Raw genomic sequence first — 17,682 nt, 5'->3', positions numbered from 1 at the left:
GCGGTCAGCATCGAACCGCGCAGATGATCACCAGCGGCGTCAACTACTGCCGAAAGGCTTGGCGCACGCGCCAAGTGCGATGCGCACGCACACGACCGGCAGCGGCGCGAAGGGCCGCTCGCGAACATTGGCGAACTTGGCGAGCATGAATCTCACGCCCGGACAATGGCAGCGGCGCGAAGGGCCGCTCAAAATTGGCGCACGCGCTGAGGAGAACCTCACCCCCGCATAACCGCCAACGGCGCGAACGGCCGCCCGAGAACATCGGCGGCGTTCGCGTTCCAGCATGCGTCGAGCGCCGTGGCGCAAAGCCGCCTGAAGTCCACGGCGGCCGTCAGCCCGCCCTCCTTGTCCAGTGCGTCGAGTCGCGGCGCTTCGCCGAAAAGACCGCCGCGCACCGCGCCACCCAGCACGAACTGCGGCGCGGCCGCGCCATGATCCGTGCCGCGTGTGTCGTTTTCGCGCGCCGATCGTCCGAACTCCGAACGAGTCATTACGAGCGTGCTGCGCCAATCGTCTGTCGCGAGCAACGCGGCCCGCAGTGAAGCAATCCCGTCCGCGAACTGCGCGAGCAGCGCCGCATGTCGCGCCGCCTGATGCTGGTGCGTGTCGAAGCCATCGAGCGTGAGTCTGATCAGCGCGACGCCGCCCTGCGCGCGATTCGCCGCGATGACGTGCGCAGCCGCCTCACAGGATGCCGTGAAGGATCGCGTGTCGAACGGCGTGCTTGCCGGATGAACCATCGCGGTTTGCGGCACCTGCACGCGCGCGAGCCACGCGTCGCGGCGATATTCGTCCGCCTCGGATGCCGTGTGCCAGATCTGCTGCGCGCGATAGTGCGAGCGGTTCGGCCGCGCATAACCGACGCCCTGCACGATGGCGCATTCGCCCGCATGCCACGCGGGCATCAGAGCACACAGCGACGGATGCAGGCCGGTGCGCTCGTCGATGCGCAAGGCGTGATCCCGCGATATGGCGAGCGTGGGCCGCAGCGCGTAGTAGCGCGGATCGGCGATGGGAATGACCGTGTTGAGTCCGTCGTTGCCGCCGTTGAAGTCGACGAGAACGAGCGCCCGCGTCGACGAGCGGCGCGCTTCGGATGCGCGGCAGAGCGCGACCGGCTGCACGGCGACGACGCTTGCGATCGACAGGAACTCACGTCTGTTCATCGCGTTCGTCCCTGTGTGAATCAGCGTTTGTAAAGGTCCCGTACCGCTTCTTCGATGTGCTGACGCAAGAGCCGCCGCTCGTCGGCCGTCATGACGGTGTGGCGCGGTGGGCGCGCGGGCGGTGTGTCGTCGACTTGCTGCACGGGTTGCAGCGCGGCGGGCTTGGTGTCGCGCTCGCGCTTGTTCGAGCCTCGGCCGGTGCGATCCTGCGCGCGGATCATGCGGCCGTCGTAGCGACCGGCGGGCATGTGAACGGAGCGGTCGAACTCGTTGGATGGCGCCGACGAGGACGGAAACGCAGCGAGTCGGGAAGGTTGCGCATAGGCATGCTGTGCGCTCAGTACAGCGTACAGCGCACTTGCCACTAACGTCTTTCTGAAAATGCGCTCGGTGCGCACAGGTCCGCGCCGCCGCGCTCCCTTCATGTTGTTCCCTTCGTTGCTCGACAACCGGACAGCCTCATTCTTTTCATGCGTCTCACGCGGCCTGGTCGCGCCGCACGGGGCCGCTGGTCTAATGGAGTATCTACCGAATGGCGGGCTTAGGTAAAGCAGTGTACGCAGAGAAGTCAGGGGCCGTGCCACAGGCTCCGTAAATTTTGTAACTAACTGTTACACTCGGTTTTGTTACAAACTCGGCGTTTGAACAAACGCGCTAAGATGCCGCCATGGAAACCAAAAATCCTTCGAAAATTCTGGTAGTCGATGACGATCCGCGCCTGCGCGATCTGCTTCGGCGTTATCTCGGCGAGCAGGGCTTCAACGTGTATGTCGCGGAAAACGCCCCGTCGATGAATAAGCTTTGGGTGCGCGAGCGTTTCGATCTGCTCGTGCTGGATCTCATGCTTCCGGGCGAAGACGGCCTTTCCATCTGCCGGCGTCTGCGCGGCAGCAACGACCGCACGCCCATCATCATGCTCACGGCAAAGGGCGAAGACGTGGACCGCATCGTCGGTCTGGAAATGGGCGCGGACGATTATCTGCCGAAGCCCTTCAATCCGCGCGAACTCGTCGCCCGCATTCATGCCGTGCTGCGGCGTCAGACGCCGTCGGAGCTGCCCGGCGCGCCGTCCGAGACGACGGAAGTATTCGAGTTCGGCGAATTCGCGCTGAATCTCGCCACGCGCACGCTGACCAAGAACGGCCAGGAGATTCCGCTGACCACCGGCGAGTTCTCGGTGCTCAAGGTATTCGCGCGTCATCCGCGCCAGCCGCTGTCGCGCGAAAAGCTGATGGAACTCGCGCGCGGCCGTGAATACGAAGTGTTCGATCGCAGCCTCGACGTGCAGATTTCGCGTCTGCGCAAGCTGATCGAGCCGGATCCGAGCAGTCCGCGCTTCATTCAGACGGTGTGGGGCCTCGGCTACGTCTTCATTCCCGACGGCGCAGCTTAAAGCACGTCGCGCCGCCTAGTCCCACGCACTTCAAGCGAGTCCGATACGCTTTATCCCCTTCACCGAGCGGAACCCGATAGACCCATGCGCATCGACAGGCGGCTACTGGCGCTTGCGTTCGGCGGCCTGTTCTGGCGAACTTTCGCGCTGATCGCGCTGCTCATCGCGGTCAGCCTCACCGCCTGGTTTCAGAGCTTTCGCGTGATCGAACGCGAGCCGCGCGCGCAGCGCGTGGCGCTTCAGCTCGTCGCTGTCGTGAAGCTCACGCGCACCGCCCTTCTCTATTCCGATCCCGATCTGCGCCGCGCGCTGCTCCAGGACCTGGAAAGCAACGAAGGCGTGCGCGTGTATCCGCGCGAGACCACGGACAAGTACAAGCTCCAGCCTGACGAATCGCTCAACCGGCTGATTGAGCGCGACGTGCGCGGGCGGCTCGGCAACGATACGATCATCGCGCAGTCGGTCAACGACATTCCGGGCGTCTGGATCAGCTTCAAGATCGATGATGACGACTACTGGGTGGCGCTCGACCGCGATCAACTCGACACCGTGACGGGCCTGCAATGGGCCGGCTGGGGCGTGTTCGCGCTCGCGCTGTCGCTCTTCGGCGCGGCGTTCATCACGAGTCTCGTGAACCGGCCGTTCGCGCGGCTCGCGCTCGCAGCGCGCAAGGTCGGTTCCGGTCAGTCGCCCGAACCGCTGCCGGAACGCGGCATGGGCGTCGCCGCCGAAACCAACCGCAGCTTCAACCAGATGGTGCAGGACCTCGAACAGCTCGAAGCGGACCGCGCGCTGATGCTCGCCGGCATCTCGCACGATCTGCGCACCCCGCTCGCCCGCCTGCGGCTCGAAACGGAAATGAGTCCGTCGGACGAAGCCACCAAGCTCGCGATGATCGACGACATCGAGCAGATGGACATGATCATCGGGCGCTTTCTGGACTACGCGCGGCCGATGCAGCGCATGCCCGAAGCCGTCGATCTCTCGATGATCGCGAGCGAACTGGCCGCGCGCTTCCAGGCGGACGAAGGCGTCGTGATGCGTACGGACCTCGCGCCGGGCGCGATCATCGAAGGCGATCCGACCGATGCGCGGCGCGTCGTCGGCAATCTGCTCGAAAACGCGCGTAAATACGGCCGCAGCGAGCGCGACGATATCGCCCGCATCACGCTGCAAACGCGCGTGGCGCATGGCCGCGTCGAGCTGTCCGTGATGGACGAAGGCCTCGGCATCCCCGACGATCAGGTGGCGCTCATCACGCGGCCCTTCTATCGCGTGGACGCGGCGCGCACGCAGGCCAACGGCACGGGCCTCGGCATGGCGATCGTGCAGCGGCTCGTCACGCGGCAGCGCGGCGCGCTCAGGCTGCGCAATCGCACGCCGCTGCCGGGCTTCGAAGTGACCATCGACTTCCCGCAGATGAAGGGCGCGCGCTTCGACGGCCCGCGCGACTAGCCCACGTATTCACCTGCGCGTTCAGCCCGCGACTCGCTCGCACGTTCGAAAAAAGCTATCCGCGTCATTGGGCAAACCTTTTGAAGCGGTTCTGCCATGGGGTTATGATGATCCGATTCGACGCGCGGCATCCACGGCCATGCTGTCGTGCGCGCGTTACCGCTTTCCGGTAGTTTGGCTTGAGTTGTCCTTTCAACGAACACAGGAGCGTTGCATGAAGACCGTTGGCGATAAAGTCGAAGCATTCACCGTCACCGCTGCAAAACCCGGCTTCAACAACCACGAGGAAAACGGCCAGTCCGCCTTCGAGGAAATCACCGAGCAGTCGTTTCCGGGCAAGTGGAAGATCATCTACTTCTATCCGAAGGACTTCACGTTCGTGTGCCCGACGGAAATCGTCGAGTTCGGCAAACTCGCGAAGGACTTCGAAGACCGCGACGCCGTGCTGATGGGCGGCAGCGTCGACAACGAATTCGTCAAGCTCGCGTGGCGCCGCGAGCACAAGGACCTGAACAAGCTGAACCACTATTCGTTCGGCGACGTGAAGGGCGAACTTATCGACCAGCTCGGCGTGCGGGACAAGGAAGCGGGCGTCGCTTTGCGCGCCACGTTCATCGTCGATCCGGACAACGTCATTCAGCACGTGTCGGTCAATAACCTGAACGTGGGCCGCAATCCGGAAGAAGTGCTACGTATTCTGGACGGCCTGCAAACCGACGAGCTGTGCCCGTGCAACCGCGCGGTCGGCGGCGCGACGCTCTAAAGCAAAGGCACACGAGCGCATGCGTGAGCCCGCCTTCTTTCGAGTGCAAACTCGGGAGCCGGCGGGCTTTTTCAACGCCATCGAATAGGAGAAATCAATGGAATTCCTGTCGTCGATCAAGGAGCTGGTTCCCGATTACGCGAAAGACATTCGCCTGAACGTCGACGGCACGATCGCCCGTTCGTCGCTGGAAGGCAATGACGCGGTGGGCGTCGCGCTCGCTGCGGCTTACGCGGCCAAGGCGACGAAGCTCGTGTCGATCATTCGCAATGCCGGCGTGCTCTCCCCCGAAGAGACGAACGCGGCGCTCACGGCGGCTGCGCTGATGGGCATGAACAACGTCTGGTATCCGTATCTGGAGATGGCCGACAACGCCGACCTGAAGACGCAGCCCGCCGGACTACGCATGAACGCGTACGCGTCGCATGGCGGCGTGGACAAGCGGCGCTTCGAGATGTATGCGCTTGCGGCGTCGATCATCGGCAAGTGCCATTTCTGCGTGAAGTCGCACTACGAGAATCTCGTGACCGAAGGCATGTCGACGACGCAACTGCGCGATGTCGGCCGCATCGCCGCCGTGATCGGCGCGGTCGCGCTCACGATCGAAGCCGAAGGGAAGTAACGCTGATAAACGCGGGCAGACGCCACGTCGCTCGAACGTGGCGTCGCTCGCTCAGTGGTCGATCGACGTGCGCCGCAACAGCACGGCCGCCTGCGCTTCGATGCCTTCCTTGCGGCCGAGATAGCCGAGCTTCTCGTTGGTCTTCGCCTTCACGTTGACGCGATCGACCGGAAGATCGAGATCGGCGGCGATGTTCTCGCGCATCGCTTCGATATGCGGACTCAGCTTCGGCGCCTGCGCGATCACGGTGCTGTCCACGTTCGCAATCGCGAAGCCTGCCTCCGACACGCGCTTGGCCGCCTCGCGCAGCAGCACGCGGCTGTTCGCGCCGGCGAACTCGGTGGCCGTATCCGGAAAATGCCGGCCGATATCGCCGAGCGCCGCGGCGCCGAACAGCGCGTCGGTGATCGCGTGCAGCAGCACGTCGGCATCCGAATGGCCGAGCAGCCCGCGTTCGTACGGAATCGTCACGCCGCCGATGATGAGCTCGCGCCCTTCGACGAGCTGATGCACGTCGTATCCTTGTCCGATTCTGAAATCCATCGATGCCACCTAGCAGTAGAGAGTGAGCGGTCCGTCAGGCGCGCGCCGAGAGGATCGCGCTGGCGAGACCGAAGTCTTCCGGATAAGTCACCTTGAAGTTGCGCAGGCTGCCCTGCACGAGCTTCGGCGAGTGGCCGAGCCATTCGATGGCGCTGGCTTCGTCCGTGAGATCGTGGCCGTCGCGGCGCGCACGATCGATCGCTTCGCGCAACATGCCGAGCCGGAACATCTGCGGCGTCTGCGCCTGCCACAAGCCGTCGCGCGATTCGGTCCGCGCGATGCGGGCGCCGCCTGTCGGCGCATCGGGCATGGTCGGTGCGACGCGCTTTAACGTATCCGCGACCGGCAGCGCGAGAATGCCGCCGACGGGATCGTCGCGCACTTCGGCGACGAGCTTGCGAATCAGCTCGGGCGTGATGCCGGGGCGCGCGGCGTCGTGCACGAGCACCCAGTCGTCGTCGCGCGCGCCGAATTCCGCGAGCGCGACGAGGCCGTTATAAACCGACGCCTGCCGCGACGCCCCGCCCCGGCGCTGCACCACGAAGCGCAGGCCGGCGAAGCGGCGCGCGTCGAAGTGATGATCGTCCGGTGCGAGGACGACGAGTGTCTGCGAGAATTCGGGGCACGCGTCGAATGCGGCGAGCGTGTAGCCGAGCATCGGCCGTCCCGCGACCGTCTGGTATTGCTTGGGCATCGGCGCGCCGGAGCGGCTGCCGGTTCCGGCGCAGGGAATGAGCGCGAAAAGACGCGCAGTGGTAGACGGGGCGGCGGGCGAAGTCACGAGAGAATCATGTGGCCGAGTCAAAGTGAAGCCCGGATTTTATAATAGGTCTTTCGCGACCACGTCCGGCGCGCGGCTTTTCAGTGGCAGCGCGCGGGCGGTTCAATGCACACCTTATGTCTTCGAAAGCCGTCAACGCGCAATCCACTTCCCCCATCGCGCTCGTCAAGGCAGGTCAGCGTTTCGTCTTCGACGGCGCTTCCGGCTCCGCCGATGCGCTCGCCATCGCGCGTTACCTCGCGGCGCATCGCGAGGCGGTGCCGCTTCTGACGGTGGTTTGCGCGAGCGCCGTCGACGCGCAGCGCCTCGCGGCCGAGTTGCCCTACTTTGCGCCGGACGCCCGCGTGCGCCTCTTGCCCGACTGGGAAACGCTGCCCTACGACACGTTCTCGCCGCATCAGGACCTCGTCTCCGAGCGGCTCGCGACGCTGCACGATCTCGGCGAAGGACGCTGCGACATTCTCATCGTGCCGGCGACGACGGCGCTGTATCGCATGCCGCCCGCGTCCTTTCTCGCGGCCTACACGTTCTCGTTCACCCAAGGCGAACGTCTCGACGAGGCCAAGCTCAAGGCGCAATTGACGCTCGCGGGCTACGAGCACGTGAGCCAGGTCGTGCGGCCGGGCGAATACTGCGTGCGCGGCTCGCTGATCGACCTGTATCCGATGGGCTCGCCGCTGCCGTATCGCATCGACCTGTTCGACGATCAGGTGGATTCGATTCGCGCGTTCGATCCCGACACGCAGCGCAGTCTTTATCCGGTGCGCGACGTGCGCCTCTTGCCGGGCCGCGAGTTCCCGTTCGACGAAGCCGCGCGCACTGCGTTTCGCAGCCGCTGGCGTGAAGTGTTCGAGGGCGATCCGAGCCGCTCGCAGATCTACAAGGACATCGGCAACGGCGTGCCGTCGGCGGGCATCGAATACTATCTGCCGCTCTTCTTCGATGAAACCGCGACGCTCTTTCACTACTTGCCGCAAGGCTCGCAGCTCGCGTTCATCGGCGATCTCGACGCCGCGATCAAGCGCTTCACGCACGACACGAAGCAGCGCTACGAATTCCTCTCGCACGACCGCGAGCGTCCGCTCTTGGAGCCGCGCCGTCTTTTCCTGACCGACGACGACTTCTTCACGTTCGCCAAACCGTTCGCGCAACTGAAGTTTCCGCCGACGCCCGAAGGCGGCTGGGCCGTGCCGCTGCCGGGCCTTGCCATCGACCGTCACGCGGACGAGCCGCTGCTCGCGCTGCGTCACTATCTGGAGCAGACACCGAACCGCGTGATGCTCGTCGCAGAATCGGCGGGCCGGCGCGAGACCATTCAGCAATTGCTCGCGGACAACGGATTGCGCGGCGAGTTGCACGACACGTTCCAGGAATGGCTCACGAGCGACGCGAAGTTCACGCTCGGCATCGCGCCGCTCGCAAACGGCTTCGCGCTGCCCGCCGAAGAGCTTTCGATCATCACGGAGACCGAACTGTACGGCCCGCTTGCGCGCCGCGCCGGGCGGCGGCGTCAGGAACAGGCGAGCAACGTCGATTCGATGGTGCGCGATCTCGCCGAACTGAAGGTCGGCGATCCGGTCGTGCATGCGCAGCATGGCATCGGCCGATACATGGGCCTCGTGTCGATGGACCTCGGCGAAGGCGAGACCGAGTTTCTGCACCTCGAATATCAGAATGAATCGAAGCTGTACGTGCCGGTCGCGCAGTTGCATGTGATTTCGCGCTACAGCGGCGCGGACCCGGAAAGCGCGCCGCTTCACACGCTCGGCTCCGGCCAGTGGGAGAAGGCCAAGCGCAAGGCCGCGCAGCAGATTCGCGATACCGCCGCCGAGTTGCTGAACCTGTACGCCCGCCGCGCCGCGCGCGAAGGCTTTGCGTTCAAGCTCGATCCGCGCGACTACACGAAGTTCGCGGAGAGCTTCGGCTTCGAGGAGACGCCAGATCAGGCGGCGGCGATCGCATCCGTGATTGCGGACATGACGAGCGGCAAGCCGATGGACCGCCTCGTGTGCGGCGACGTCGGCTTCGGCAAGACGGAAGTCGCGCTGCGCGCCGCGTTCATCGCGGTGATGGCGGGCAAGCAGGTGGCGATTCTTTCGCCGACGACGCTGCTCGCCGAACAGCACACGCAGACCTTCACGGACCGCTTCGCGGACTGGCCGGTGCGCATCGCGGAGTTGTCGCGCTTCAAGAGCACGAAGGAAGTATCGCAGTCGGTGCAGCAGATCAACGAAGGCTCGGTCGATATCGTGATCGGCACGCACAAGCTCTTATCGAGCGATGTGAAGTTCAAGCGGCTCGGGCTCGTCATCATCGACGAGGAACACCGCTTCGGCGTGCGGCAAAAAGAGGCGCTCAAGGCGCTGCGCGCCGAGGTCGATGTCCTCACGCTCACGGCGACGCCGATTCCGCGCACGCTCGGCATGGCGCTCGAAGGCCTGCGCGATTTCTCGGTGATCGCGACCGCGCCGCAGAAGCGTCTCGCGATCAAGACCTTCGTGCGCCGCGAGGAAGACGGCGTGATTCGCGAGGCGATGTTGCGCGAACTCAAGCGCGGCGGCCAGGTGTACTTCCTGCACAACGAAGTGGAGACGATCGACAACCGCCGTGCGATGCTGGAGGCGCTTGTGCCCGAAGCGCGCATCGCGGTTGCGCACGGGCAGATGCATGAGCGCGAGCTCGAACGCGTGATGCGCGATTTCGTCGGCCAGCGCGCGAACGTGCTGCTGTGCACGACGATCATCGAAACGGGCATCGACGTGCCGAGCGCGAACACGATCATCATGCATCGCGCGGACAAGTTCGGCCTTGCGCAATTGCATCAGCTGCGCGGACGCGTCGGGCGCTCGCATCATCAGGCGTACGCGTATTTACTCGTGCATGATCCGCAGTCGCTGACGAAGCAGGCGCAGCGCCGGCTCGAAGCCATTCAGCAGATGGAGGAACTCGGCTCCGGCTTCTATCTCGCGATGCACGACCTCGAAATTCGCGGTACCGGCGAAGTGCTCGGCGACAAGCAATCGGGCGAGATTCACGAGATCGGCTTCCAGCTTTACACCGACATGCTCAACGACGCGGTGCGCGCGCTGAAGGACGGTCGTGAGCCGGACCTCAACGCGCCGCTCGCCGCGACGACCGAGATCAATCTGCACGCGCCGGCCATTCTGCCCGCCGATTACTGCGGCGACGTGCAGGAGCGTCTGTCGCTCTATAAGCGGCTTGCGAACTGCGAATCGAGCGATGCGATCGACGGCATTCTCGAAGAGTTGGTTGACCGCTTCGGCAAGCTGCCGCCGCAGGCGCATGCGCTTGTGGAGACGCATCGGCTGCGATTGGCCGCGAAACCGCTCGGCATTTCCAAGATCGACGCGGCCGAGCTTTCCATCGCGTTGCAGTTCGTGCCGAATCCGCCCGTCGATGCGATGAAGATCATCGAGATGGTGCAGAAGAACAAGCACATCAAGCTTGCGGGGCAGGATAAGTTGCGGATCGAGACGCGTAGTCCGGATTTGGCTGTGCGGATCGCTACTGTTAAGGAGACTTTGCGGGCGCTGGGGGGGCCGGTGAGGAAGGCGGTTGCGGCTCGGTAAGCGTTCTCTTTTGGAGCGTGGATATTACATGCCGATCCCCAAGCCGCGCTCCCTTGAATCGCCGCTAGCCGTTCCATCATCAAGAAAGTACACGCGTTGCTGCCTTCAGATTCGGTGCAACTACGTCTGCGTCATCGTATTGGACCGAGCGAACGCTTCCGATATGCTCGCGGACTGATTCGATAGCGCAAGCGCTATGTGTACCCGGCCCTCGCACTCGCGCCGTACTGGCGCGATCGGGCACGTCGTTTCGCTTCCGGTAGGAACGCAAACGTGGCGACTCAAAGCCGCTGCCTCGGGGCAAAGAGGAAATGGAAGACCTATGGCAGCCCTTCGTGAGCCGTCGATGTCAAATGGCGTCGCCAAATGCGTCGAACGGACTAGGTTGCCGACTCTCCGGTCTAGCGATTGCAACGGGCGGCTATTAATTGAACGTTGATTAGTCGTTGCTTCACAAAATTCAACTTCATGTCGCTACCGATCCAGCCTGGCAGACGGTCTGCAACGTCAGCAGTGTGCTGTTCCATGCGCGAAGCGTTCTTTAGATAATTTCTGGCCAGATCAACACACGGACCACCGTTCGTTTGCTGTAGCCTCGATAAGATGATACTGATCTTGCTGTCCACGTCGGCGACCGCTTCGTCATAACACTGTTCGAGTATCATCCCGCACCCTGCCCGGCAAGCGAAGCGACTTTGTTCGGTCCGATGTACACATTCTCGGAAGGTGTCCGAATCCGGTGGCTTCGACAGCACCGCCACAGTGGTTCCTCCGAGGACAATGAATACCGCTGTCTTGATTAGATTGATCATTTGGCAGAATTTACGGGATCCGCGTCGGATCGGAAAGCCAAGAGTGCGCATCGAAGTCTATGACTTTCGATTGTCACTTTCTACGAAGTGGCCGTTAGTCGTCTTAAAGCGTTCTTTCAGACTCTCGGATGACACCCCGGGCAGGCCTCACGGTATAAGAGACTCTCTTTCCGCTGCTATACGTCTCGACGTATTCGTAAGGTTTCCCGGCTGCGTCGCAATATGTCCCGGCCCTTTGTACGAGCGATAGCTTCTCGGGTGGCGAAAATATATGCCGCTCCGTCCAGTTTCGCACGCACTTCCGTGAGAGCACGCTCCGATCAACTAGGCACGTACCGCAAGATCGTAGCCAATCCTTATCAGCCTGCGGTATCGAAAGCGAAGGATGAAAACAAACGTTTGAGGACCGACAATTCTGTTCTTTGTTTGCTGTCTGCTCCCACGGGATATAGATAGTAAACGGCAGAGTGCCACCTGTCGCCAACAGCAAAGACGACCTCGCGCGACTGTTTAAGCTGGAGCATGGACGCCGTTGGCTTGACATAGGAGTAAGTAAAAACGTAGCCATCGCCCCGGACAGGGTTCGCGCGAACTTTCGAGTCCAAGCTAAAGATGCCACCTTGGCTTCCACCGCCCGCTGATTCAATCGCTTCGATCTGCTTGTCCAACGGAACTTTCTTGATTGTTACCCAGAAGTCGACCTGAGTACGCCAATCATCCGGAATTGGAGGAAGGTTCTGGGAATGCTTGTTTCCGGCAGATGAAGCATAGTCGAACGCTATATAACAAAGTTCGTCATTCGAGACCTGGGCTCCCGCTACCTCGATGTAACTGAGTTCTGCCGGAACAGAGAAAGACAGGCGACAATCAGCTCGCGTGATCCGTTGCGGCTCGCCGGCTACAGCCTTTCCGAGAGACAGCATAACAGTCACGGCGAAAAGCAATACATGTTTCATATATCCTCACAACGTCGGTAGGAAGTCGGGACTGGGCTTGACCTCGTCGTTCAATGCGAAGCCGGATAGGTATAGGCGAAGAATGGTTATCCGCATGACCCAGTGCTACCGATAGGATCATTCAGTGACTTTCAGTTTTCCAGGCAAGGGGCGGCCAATCTCCAGCTAAGGAGGTGGATTCTTCTTTATCTCCGAGTTCGCTTTATTGCAGGGGTTCATGGAAGGCCATAGCGGGCGGCCTTAAGGGCATCGCGGAAGCGTTTTATCTTTGCCCCATGCAAGTGAAGAATTGGGAAACATTGTGTAGAGACATCGGCGCAGAATAGTAGAGAGCTACTGACCCATCTGACTCCGGCGCGAATGTCAGCGGAAAAGTTCGCTAATCCTTCTAGTAAATCTGGATTGTCAAGGCAGGACGGGTTGCCGGCGTTCACTTGTCTGTAGACCTCTGCTGTGGAATCGACAAGCTCGGGCCGAAGGAACAAGTAATTATCTTTGCGGATCGCAATCTGATAGACCGGCGCTAAATCGACCGGCTTTCCGCTTGCCTTCTCAAAAGCGACGCCGTACCGGTATGTGGAGGAATGCACTCCGTCGCACATCTTCGACCCGGAGACTTGAAGACCAAGTATCTTCTCGTTGTCGACCATCTTGGTTAGAGACCCATCGTAGTTCCCTTTGGTTTCCATATTTCGCGCAATGTCGAGGCATTCCCGCCCGTCGGACTCTGTGCGACTGGTTAGCGAGCGGAGTGCTTTTTTCAACCCCGGCGAAGTGTTCCCGATAGCCGGCGTGAGACCGACACTCATCAAGCCATCCAAGGCCCAAGCAGGTGGAAGGAAAAACAAAGTGGCAACGGTCAACCCTGCAAAGCGTTTCATTGTCCGGGGGGGTATTTCGAGGTACGACCTTGGGGCAAATGGGCGTGGACGTTCGCGGTGAGCGGAAACCTACGGCAGCCCGTCGCTAGCGGCCAGTGTCAAATGGCGTCGCGGCAAATGCGTCAAACGGACCCGATGGCCGACTCTCGGGTCTAGCGATTACAACGAGCGGCTATCAGTTGAACGTTGATTAGTCGTTGCTTCACAAGATTCAACTTCATGTCGCTACTGATCCAACCTGGAAGACGGTCTGCAACGTTAGCAGTCCGCTGTTCCATGCGCGATGCGTCGTCTACGTATTGTTTGGCCAAATCAGCACATGGACCACCGTTCGTTCTTTCTAGGCTCGACAAGATGACACTGATCCTATTCTCCGCGTCGGCGACCGTTTCGTCATAGCACTGTTGGACTATCATCCCGCATCCTGCCTGGCAAGCCAGGCGACTATGTTCGGTCCGGTGCATACAGTCCTGAAAGATGTCAACGTCTGATGGCCTTGCAAACGTGGTGAGACATATGCCTGCAATGAGAAGAAACAAAGGAATTCGAAGGAGATGATTCATGAGATGTCCCTTTAAGCAGGCTTAGTTAAGTCGATCTCCACGACAACGGCTTTCGGTGTTGTGATGGTTATTTTGTTCGCTGGCGGCACCCAATCCGTGAATACGTTCTTCGTGTACCAAGAGAAAGCGAACCTCTCGAAATATCCGAACGATCCACCATTGACCAGTTTATTGACCTTGTCGATCGTTCTTTCTTGAATGCCGTCATCAGCCACCCTGCTGATATTCCTTGCCCCGCTGTGATGCTTCCAGACCCAATAGAAGCCGCCGCTGTCACATCCTATTGATGCATCGGTTGCAAGCAGGTCAGGGTTATACCTTGGTGCCCATTTCCTGGGGATGCCTGTGACGCCGATAACCTTTCCCCGCGCATCTCTCTTAGTCGGGTCATCCCAATAGTGGAGCGAGGTTTGAGTAATCCTGCCCTCCCCTGAATATTCACCTGAGATGTTAGCGATCGCTTTGAAGTCACCGTAGGCTTCATAGTTCGCAGCCCACGTAAGTTGCATGATCCCTCTGCCATAGAAAGCAGCATAATACTTGGCCATGGGAATGGCGTCGTTCGGTGCACCCTTTCCGTACTCTCTCAGCGTCTTCCAGCGATCAGTCTCGATGTATGTCTGCGCCAGAAAGGTGGCAATTCTCTCGGAAGAACAGTCCAGTGCGTACTTTCGCACAGTTTCGTTTAGGCTACGCATGTACGGCGATAGGCGCTCGACAACCTGGCTCCAAGTCATCGAATTGGCTAGCGGCTTTCGGAACGTCCCGTCTTGTGAGAACCATGCGCGAGCCGGCATTAGTTGCCCGGCTTCCTGCCGCCCAACCCATTTACACTTCCTGAAATGCCGAATGAAAGAGAGCGGATGAAAAAACCAAAACTTCTTCCCGCCAGCCAACTGCGGAACCTGATCCAAAAACTGAAGCTTCTTGAGGAAGCTAATGAATTTGTCATAGCCGTCCGGGTCCGTTGCCTTTCGCTGGCCGAAATAGCCGTCAGGTTTGTTCAAATCTTGATACCGGGCCGCGTTGTTGGCAGGGTCCCACTCGCTCTTCGTGTGACATACAAACCTGGACATTGCGCTTCGCACACCGTCGGTGCCTTGTACGTAGTTCGAGACTTGTCGATCAAGAGCCCTTGGATCGGACGCCCCAGACGCCGCGATTGCCGGTCGAGGTGTATTGTCAAGAAGTCGGCAGAGCTTGTGGTAATCGAATAAGCCATCCGAGCCTACGGGCGCATTTGCGGAGTCGATTCTCTGCCAGCCAGTGAAGAACGGGAAGTCAGCATCCGACAGCTTGACGATCGATGTTTGAGCCAGATTCACGTAGCCCTGACTGCCGTCGGCACCGAACGGCACCGCAACCCACGTCGCTGTATCGGCGGCGGAAGTTAGCGTGGGAGCTTGCGAAAGGATGCGCCCGAACCGTAGTAGCTCGTAGCCGTCGCTCGCGCATTTTGGATAGAGGGCCACAGCGCGCTCATACAGTTTGTATTCGTAGTCGTCGCACCGATCCTTGATCGGATCATGGGTGAGTAGCACGCAATTGCCATCACCATGTTCATCCAACCACGCACGTGTATAGCGTTGGCCGAAGTGAAAATATGCCTCGACGTAGAGCTTACTTCTTTCGTTCGGCAACCGACCGGCGGCCAACCTGGGAAACCAGGCATCGTCGTGTTGCGTCCCGGGGCGATCGACGAATTGAACCGACGCCGGAATGACGAAGTATGCATGTCCCCACCAATCGTCCGATGTCGGCTGTCTAGGGTTCTTTTCGCCCAACTGCACTTCGTGACCAGTTTTCTGAAACCAAGCGGTGAAATCCTCTTCGGTCATGAATATCTCGAAATGCAAGTGCCGCAGTCCTTGCGACTGCCCTTGATACCCGAGGATATCCTTTCGACACACCTTCTTTCCGTTTCCTGGCTTGACATTGTCCCCAGCCTCGAGCAACCAAGACGAAAGTGCAGTCGGCGAGGTCTTTTCGGGCGGGTTCCCGACCTGCGGTGAGATCAACGCACGTTGCGCGGTGAGATCGAGCAGGTGCATATATAGCGAGTAAAACGTGAGCTTGCGTTCGTCTCCCGTCTCGGTGACGTGGCGAAGAAGCACGAATCCTGTATTCGTGTTCGGCACCTGGCGTCCTGTCGTTTGGTCGACGTGACCATCGGAAATCGGGTTTTGACTGATACGGTAGGCGACGACCTCTCCGTCTGCGATGGCTCGAACCGGCTCTGACTGCGACGCAGGCACAAGATGGATGCCGCAATGCCAGCGGCGGTCGACTGTCACCGGAAAGCAGCCGTGATATGCCGCCTCATATGCTTCCACTGCGGTCATCATCGCATCGGGGTCGGCATTGTTCCGGGCATTAAGCGCGGACTGCGGTAGAAAGGGGGGGCTGATGATCATGGCTTAGCGCGAATGATGATAGATGTCTGTTGTTCTCAAATTGCCTTGGGGCATGGCTGGAGCCGGCTCCAGCTTCGCATCCGGCCCCGGCACGTCCCACGACGCCCCTTTCTCCAAGATCGGTCCAGGTGATCCATTGACGATCCCGCTGCCGTTGATCTGCACATACGATCCCCCCGCGCCAATCCATACCTCTTTCGACGCGGTAATCACGACTCTCCCGTCCGTGCTGCTAATCGTGACGTCCTTGAGCGTCGCGAGCGCCATCTGATCGCTTTGCGCCTGAATCTCGACCTTGCCTTTCGCTGCAATCAACTTCATCCCAAGCTGATATGCAAACATCGAAATCGCTCCACGCACGGACGCGAACAACGAGCGCCCGAGCGACACGCTCATGTCTCGCCCAGCGGTGATCGCATGATCCTGACCGCTCGCCTGATGCGTGCTCTCGGCCGCAGTGGTCGCGATCCCCGCGCTGCTCGCGAGCACCGCATCCGGCCGCGTCATCTCCGGCGACGGATTGTCGTGCGCCTTCGCGCCGCCTTTGATCGCCTCGTTCTGTGTCTTGATGGCTTGCGCCGCGTCGGCCTGGCTTATATCGGCGGTCTGCGCCAGATGCTGCTGGGCAAGCCGCCCCAATTCCTCATGCTGCCCGCGCGCCTGCGTCAGCCGCGCCACGGTCTCGCCCATGTCCTTGACGGGCGATGTCGCACCGGCGCGCGCCTCGGTCGTCATCAAGAGACCTGCGTTGGCCCTCAGCACACCATGCGCCTCGGTGGCCAGTTCGAAGCCATCTCCGCGCGCCTCGCTGCGCCCCTTATGCCCGTCGATGCGCGTATTGGACCCGAGCACCAGCCGCGACTGCGCGTGATCGCTCGCCACCTGAACCTGAAGCTTGCCCGGCGTATCGTCGGTGAGCACGCTGTTGGTCGACTGACCGTTTAGATCGCGGCTGCGCCAGCCTGAGAGCACGCTATTGCGCGGCAACTCCCACGGCAGTTGATGGTTCTCCGTACTGTGCGCCGCCATCACGAAGGGCCGGTCCGGATCGCTATCGAAATAGCCGATCTGCACCATCTGCCCCACGCGCGGCGTCCACAACGCGCCGTAGCCGGGTCCTTGCCAGGGCGAGGCCACTTGCAGCCAGCAACTCGCCGTGTCGTTGAGCGGACTCACGCGGTCCCAGACGAAATGCACCTTCACGCGCCCATACGGGTCGGTGAGGATCTTGTCCTGATCGTCAAAGCCGACCACGACCGCCATTTCGCCGAAGGCGCGCGGCTTGACCGCCGTCTGCGGCGTGCGATAGAAGGTGTCGGCGGGCACGGCCGTGAAGTGCGTGTGGCACTGATAGCGGCGCTCGAGCGCGCCGCGATGGGTGACCGTATCGTTGTTGACGATTTCCAACTCCGTCGAGACGACCAGATACTCGCCATCGCCGGGCGTGAGCGGATAGCCTTCGAGCCGGAACTTGTAGCCCGTCATCAGCCCGCGCAGATTGCCGGAGCCACTCGCGAGTCGACTTTGCGCGCGATGCGCCTCGACTTTGACCTGCGCCAGATGCTCGGCTTCGAATATCGCATCGTTGGGGCGGCCCGAGACACCGAGCGGCGTCGCGAGCGGTTGCGCGTAGTCGCCCCATGCGTACTCTTCGGCGTTGTCCTGCGTGCTCTCGCTGTGCTGCGTGCGCTGCGCGGTGAGCTTCACGACGGACTGCGTGTAGTCGTAGTCCACCAGCGA

At 61.1% G+C, this 17,682-nt stretch carries 13 protein-coding genes; 5 read left to right on the top strand and 8 right to left on the bottom strand.

All coding sequences use genetic code 11. From position 1 onward, the window contains the following. Nucleotides 1–218: 218 nt before the first annotated feature. Together NCR35_RS08015 and NCR35_RS08010 are read right to left on the bottom strand one after the other, a co-directional pair. The gene (locus NCR35_RS08015) at nucleotides 219–1,169 is read right to left on the bottom strand and encodes a DUF1501 domain-containing protein (RefSeq protein ID WP_250533944.1); all 951 of its coding nucleotides are present in this window, start codon (nucleotides 1,167–1,169) and stop codon (nucleotides 219–221) included. Between the two features lie 20 nt (nucleotides 1,170–1,189). Next, entirely contained in the window at nucleotides 1,190–1,567 is a 378-nt protein-coding gene (locus NCR35_RS08010) for a hypothetical protein (protein ID WP_250533943.1), read from the bottom strand. Between the two features lie 269 nt (nucleotides 1,568–1,836). Here NCR35_RS08010 and ompR point away from each other — a divergent pair, with 269 nt between their 5' ends. The 4 genes from ompR to NCR35_RS07990 all read left to right on the top strand — a co-directional run bounded on the left by ompR (nucleotide 1,837) and on the right by NCR35_RS07990 (nucleotide 5,402). Further along, the gene (ompR, locus tag NCR35_RS08005; protein ID WP_008349770.1) at nucleotides 1,837–2,562 is read left to right on the top strand and encodes an osmolarity response regulator transcription factor OmpR; all 726 of its coding nucleotides are present in this window, start codon (nucleotides 1,837–1,839) and stop codon (nucleotides 2,560–2,562) included. An 84-nt stretch (nucleotides 2,563–2,646) separates the two neighbouring features. Further along, nucleotides 2,647–4,017, top strand: a complete 1,371-nt coding sequence (locus NCR35_RS08000; RefSeq protein ID WP_250533942.1) for an ATP-binding protein — start codon at nucleotides 2,647–2,649, stop codon at nucleotides 4,015–4,017. Between the two features lie 214 nt (nucleotides 4,018–4,231). Beyond that, entirely contained in the window at nucleotides 4,232–4,780 is a 549-nt protein-coding gene (locus NCR35_RS07995; protein WP_175940269.1) for a peroxiredoxin, read from the top strand. Between the two features lie 97 nt (nucleotides 4,781–4,877). After that, the gene (locus NCR35_RS07990) at nucleotides 4,878–5,402 is read left to right on the top strand and encodes a carboxymuconolactone decarboxylase family protein (RefSeq protein WP_159836112.1); all 525 of its coding nucleotides are present in this window, start codon (nucleotides 4,878–4,880) and stop codon (nucleotides 5,400–5,402) included. A 51-nt stretch (nucleotides 5,403–5,453) separates the two neighbouring features. Here NCR35_RS07990 and ispF read toward each other — a convergent pair whose 3' ends face one another. Beyond that, complete coding sequence (ispF, locus tag NCR35_RS07985) at nucleotides 5,454–5,945, bottom strand: 2-C-methyl-D-erythritol 2,4-cyclodiphosphate synthase (protein WP_206468103.1); 492 nt, start codon at nucleotides 5,943–5,945, stop codon at nucleotides 5,454–5,456. Between the two features lie 34 nt (nucleotides 5,946–5,979). Continuing rightward, entirely contained in the window at nucleotides 5,980–6,639 is a 660-nt protein-coding gene (gene ispD / locus NCR35_RS07980) for a 2-C-methyl-D-erythritol 4-phosphate cytidylyltransferase (RefSeq protein ID WP_250533941.1), read from the bottom strand. A gap of 203 nt (nucleotides 6,640–6,842) precedes the next feature. Between ispD and mfd the strand changes: the two genes are divergently transcribed. After that, nucleotides 6,843–10,316: a transcription-repair coupling factor gene (gene mfd, locus NCR35_RS07975; protein WP_250533940.1), complete on the top strand. Its 3,474-nt coding sequence runs from the start codon at nucleotides 6,843–6,845 to the stop codon at nucleotides 10,314–10,316. A 1,171-nt stretch (nucleotides 10,317–11,487) separates the two neighbouring features. On the opposite strand, the gene NCR35_RS07970 is transcribed toward mfd, so the two are convergent. From NCR35_RS07970 to NCR35_RS07955, 4 genes are all read right to left on the bottom strand, one after another. Next, the gene (locus NCR35_RS07970; protein ID WP_250533939.1) at nucleotides 11,488–12,084 is read right to left on the bottom strand and encodes a hypothetical protein; all 597 of its coding nucleotides are present in this window, start codon (nucleotides 12,082–12,084) and stop codon (nucleotides 11,488–11,490) included. Nucleotides 12,085–12,299: 215 nt separating this feature from the next. Continuing rightward, nucleotides 12,300–12,965: a hypothetical protein gene (locus NCR35_RS07965; protein WP_250533938.1), complete on the bottom strand. Its 666-nt coding sequence runs from the start codon at nucleotides 12,963–12,965 to the stop codon at nucleotides 12,300–12,302. A gap of 574 nt (nucleotides 12,966–13,539) precedes the next feature. Continuing rightward, a complete protein-coding gene (locus tag NCR35_RS07960; RefSeq protein WP_250533937.1) occupies nucleotides 13,540–15,942 on the bottom strand; it encodes a M23 family metallopeptidase in 2,403 nt (800 codons plus the stop codon). A 3-nt stretch (nucleotides 15,943–15,945) separates the two neighbouring features. Further along, a partial coding sequence (locus NCR35_RS07955; protein WP_250533936.1) for a type VI secretion system Vgr family protein occupies nucleotides 15,946–17,682 on the bottom strand: 1,737 nt, incomplete at its 5' end.

Source organism: Caballeronia sp. AZ10_KS36 (assembly GCF_023631105.1).
Taxonomy (GTDB): Bacteria; Pseudomonadota; Gammaproteobacteria; order Burkholderiales; family Burkholderiaceae; genus Caballeronia.
This window is presented reverse-complemented; position numbering and strand designations above follow the sequence as displayed.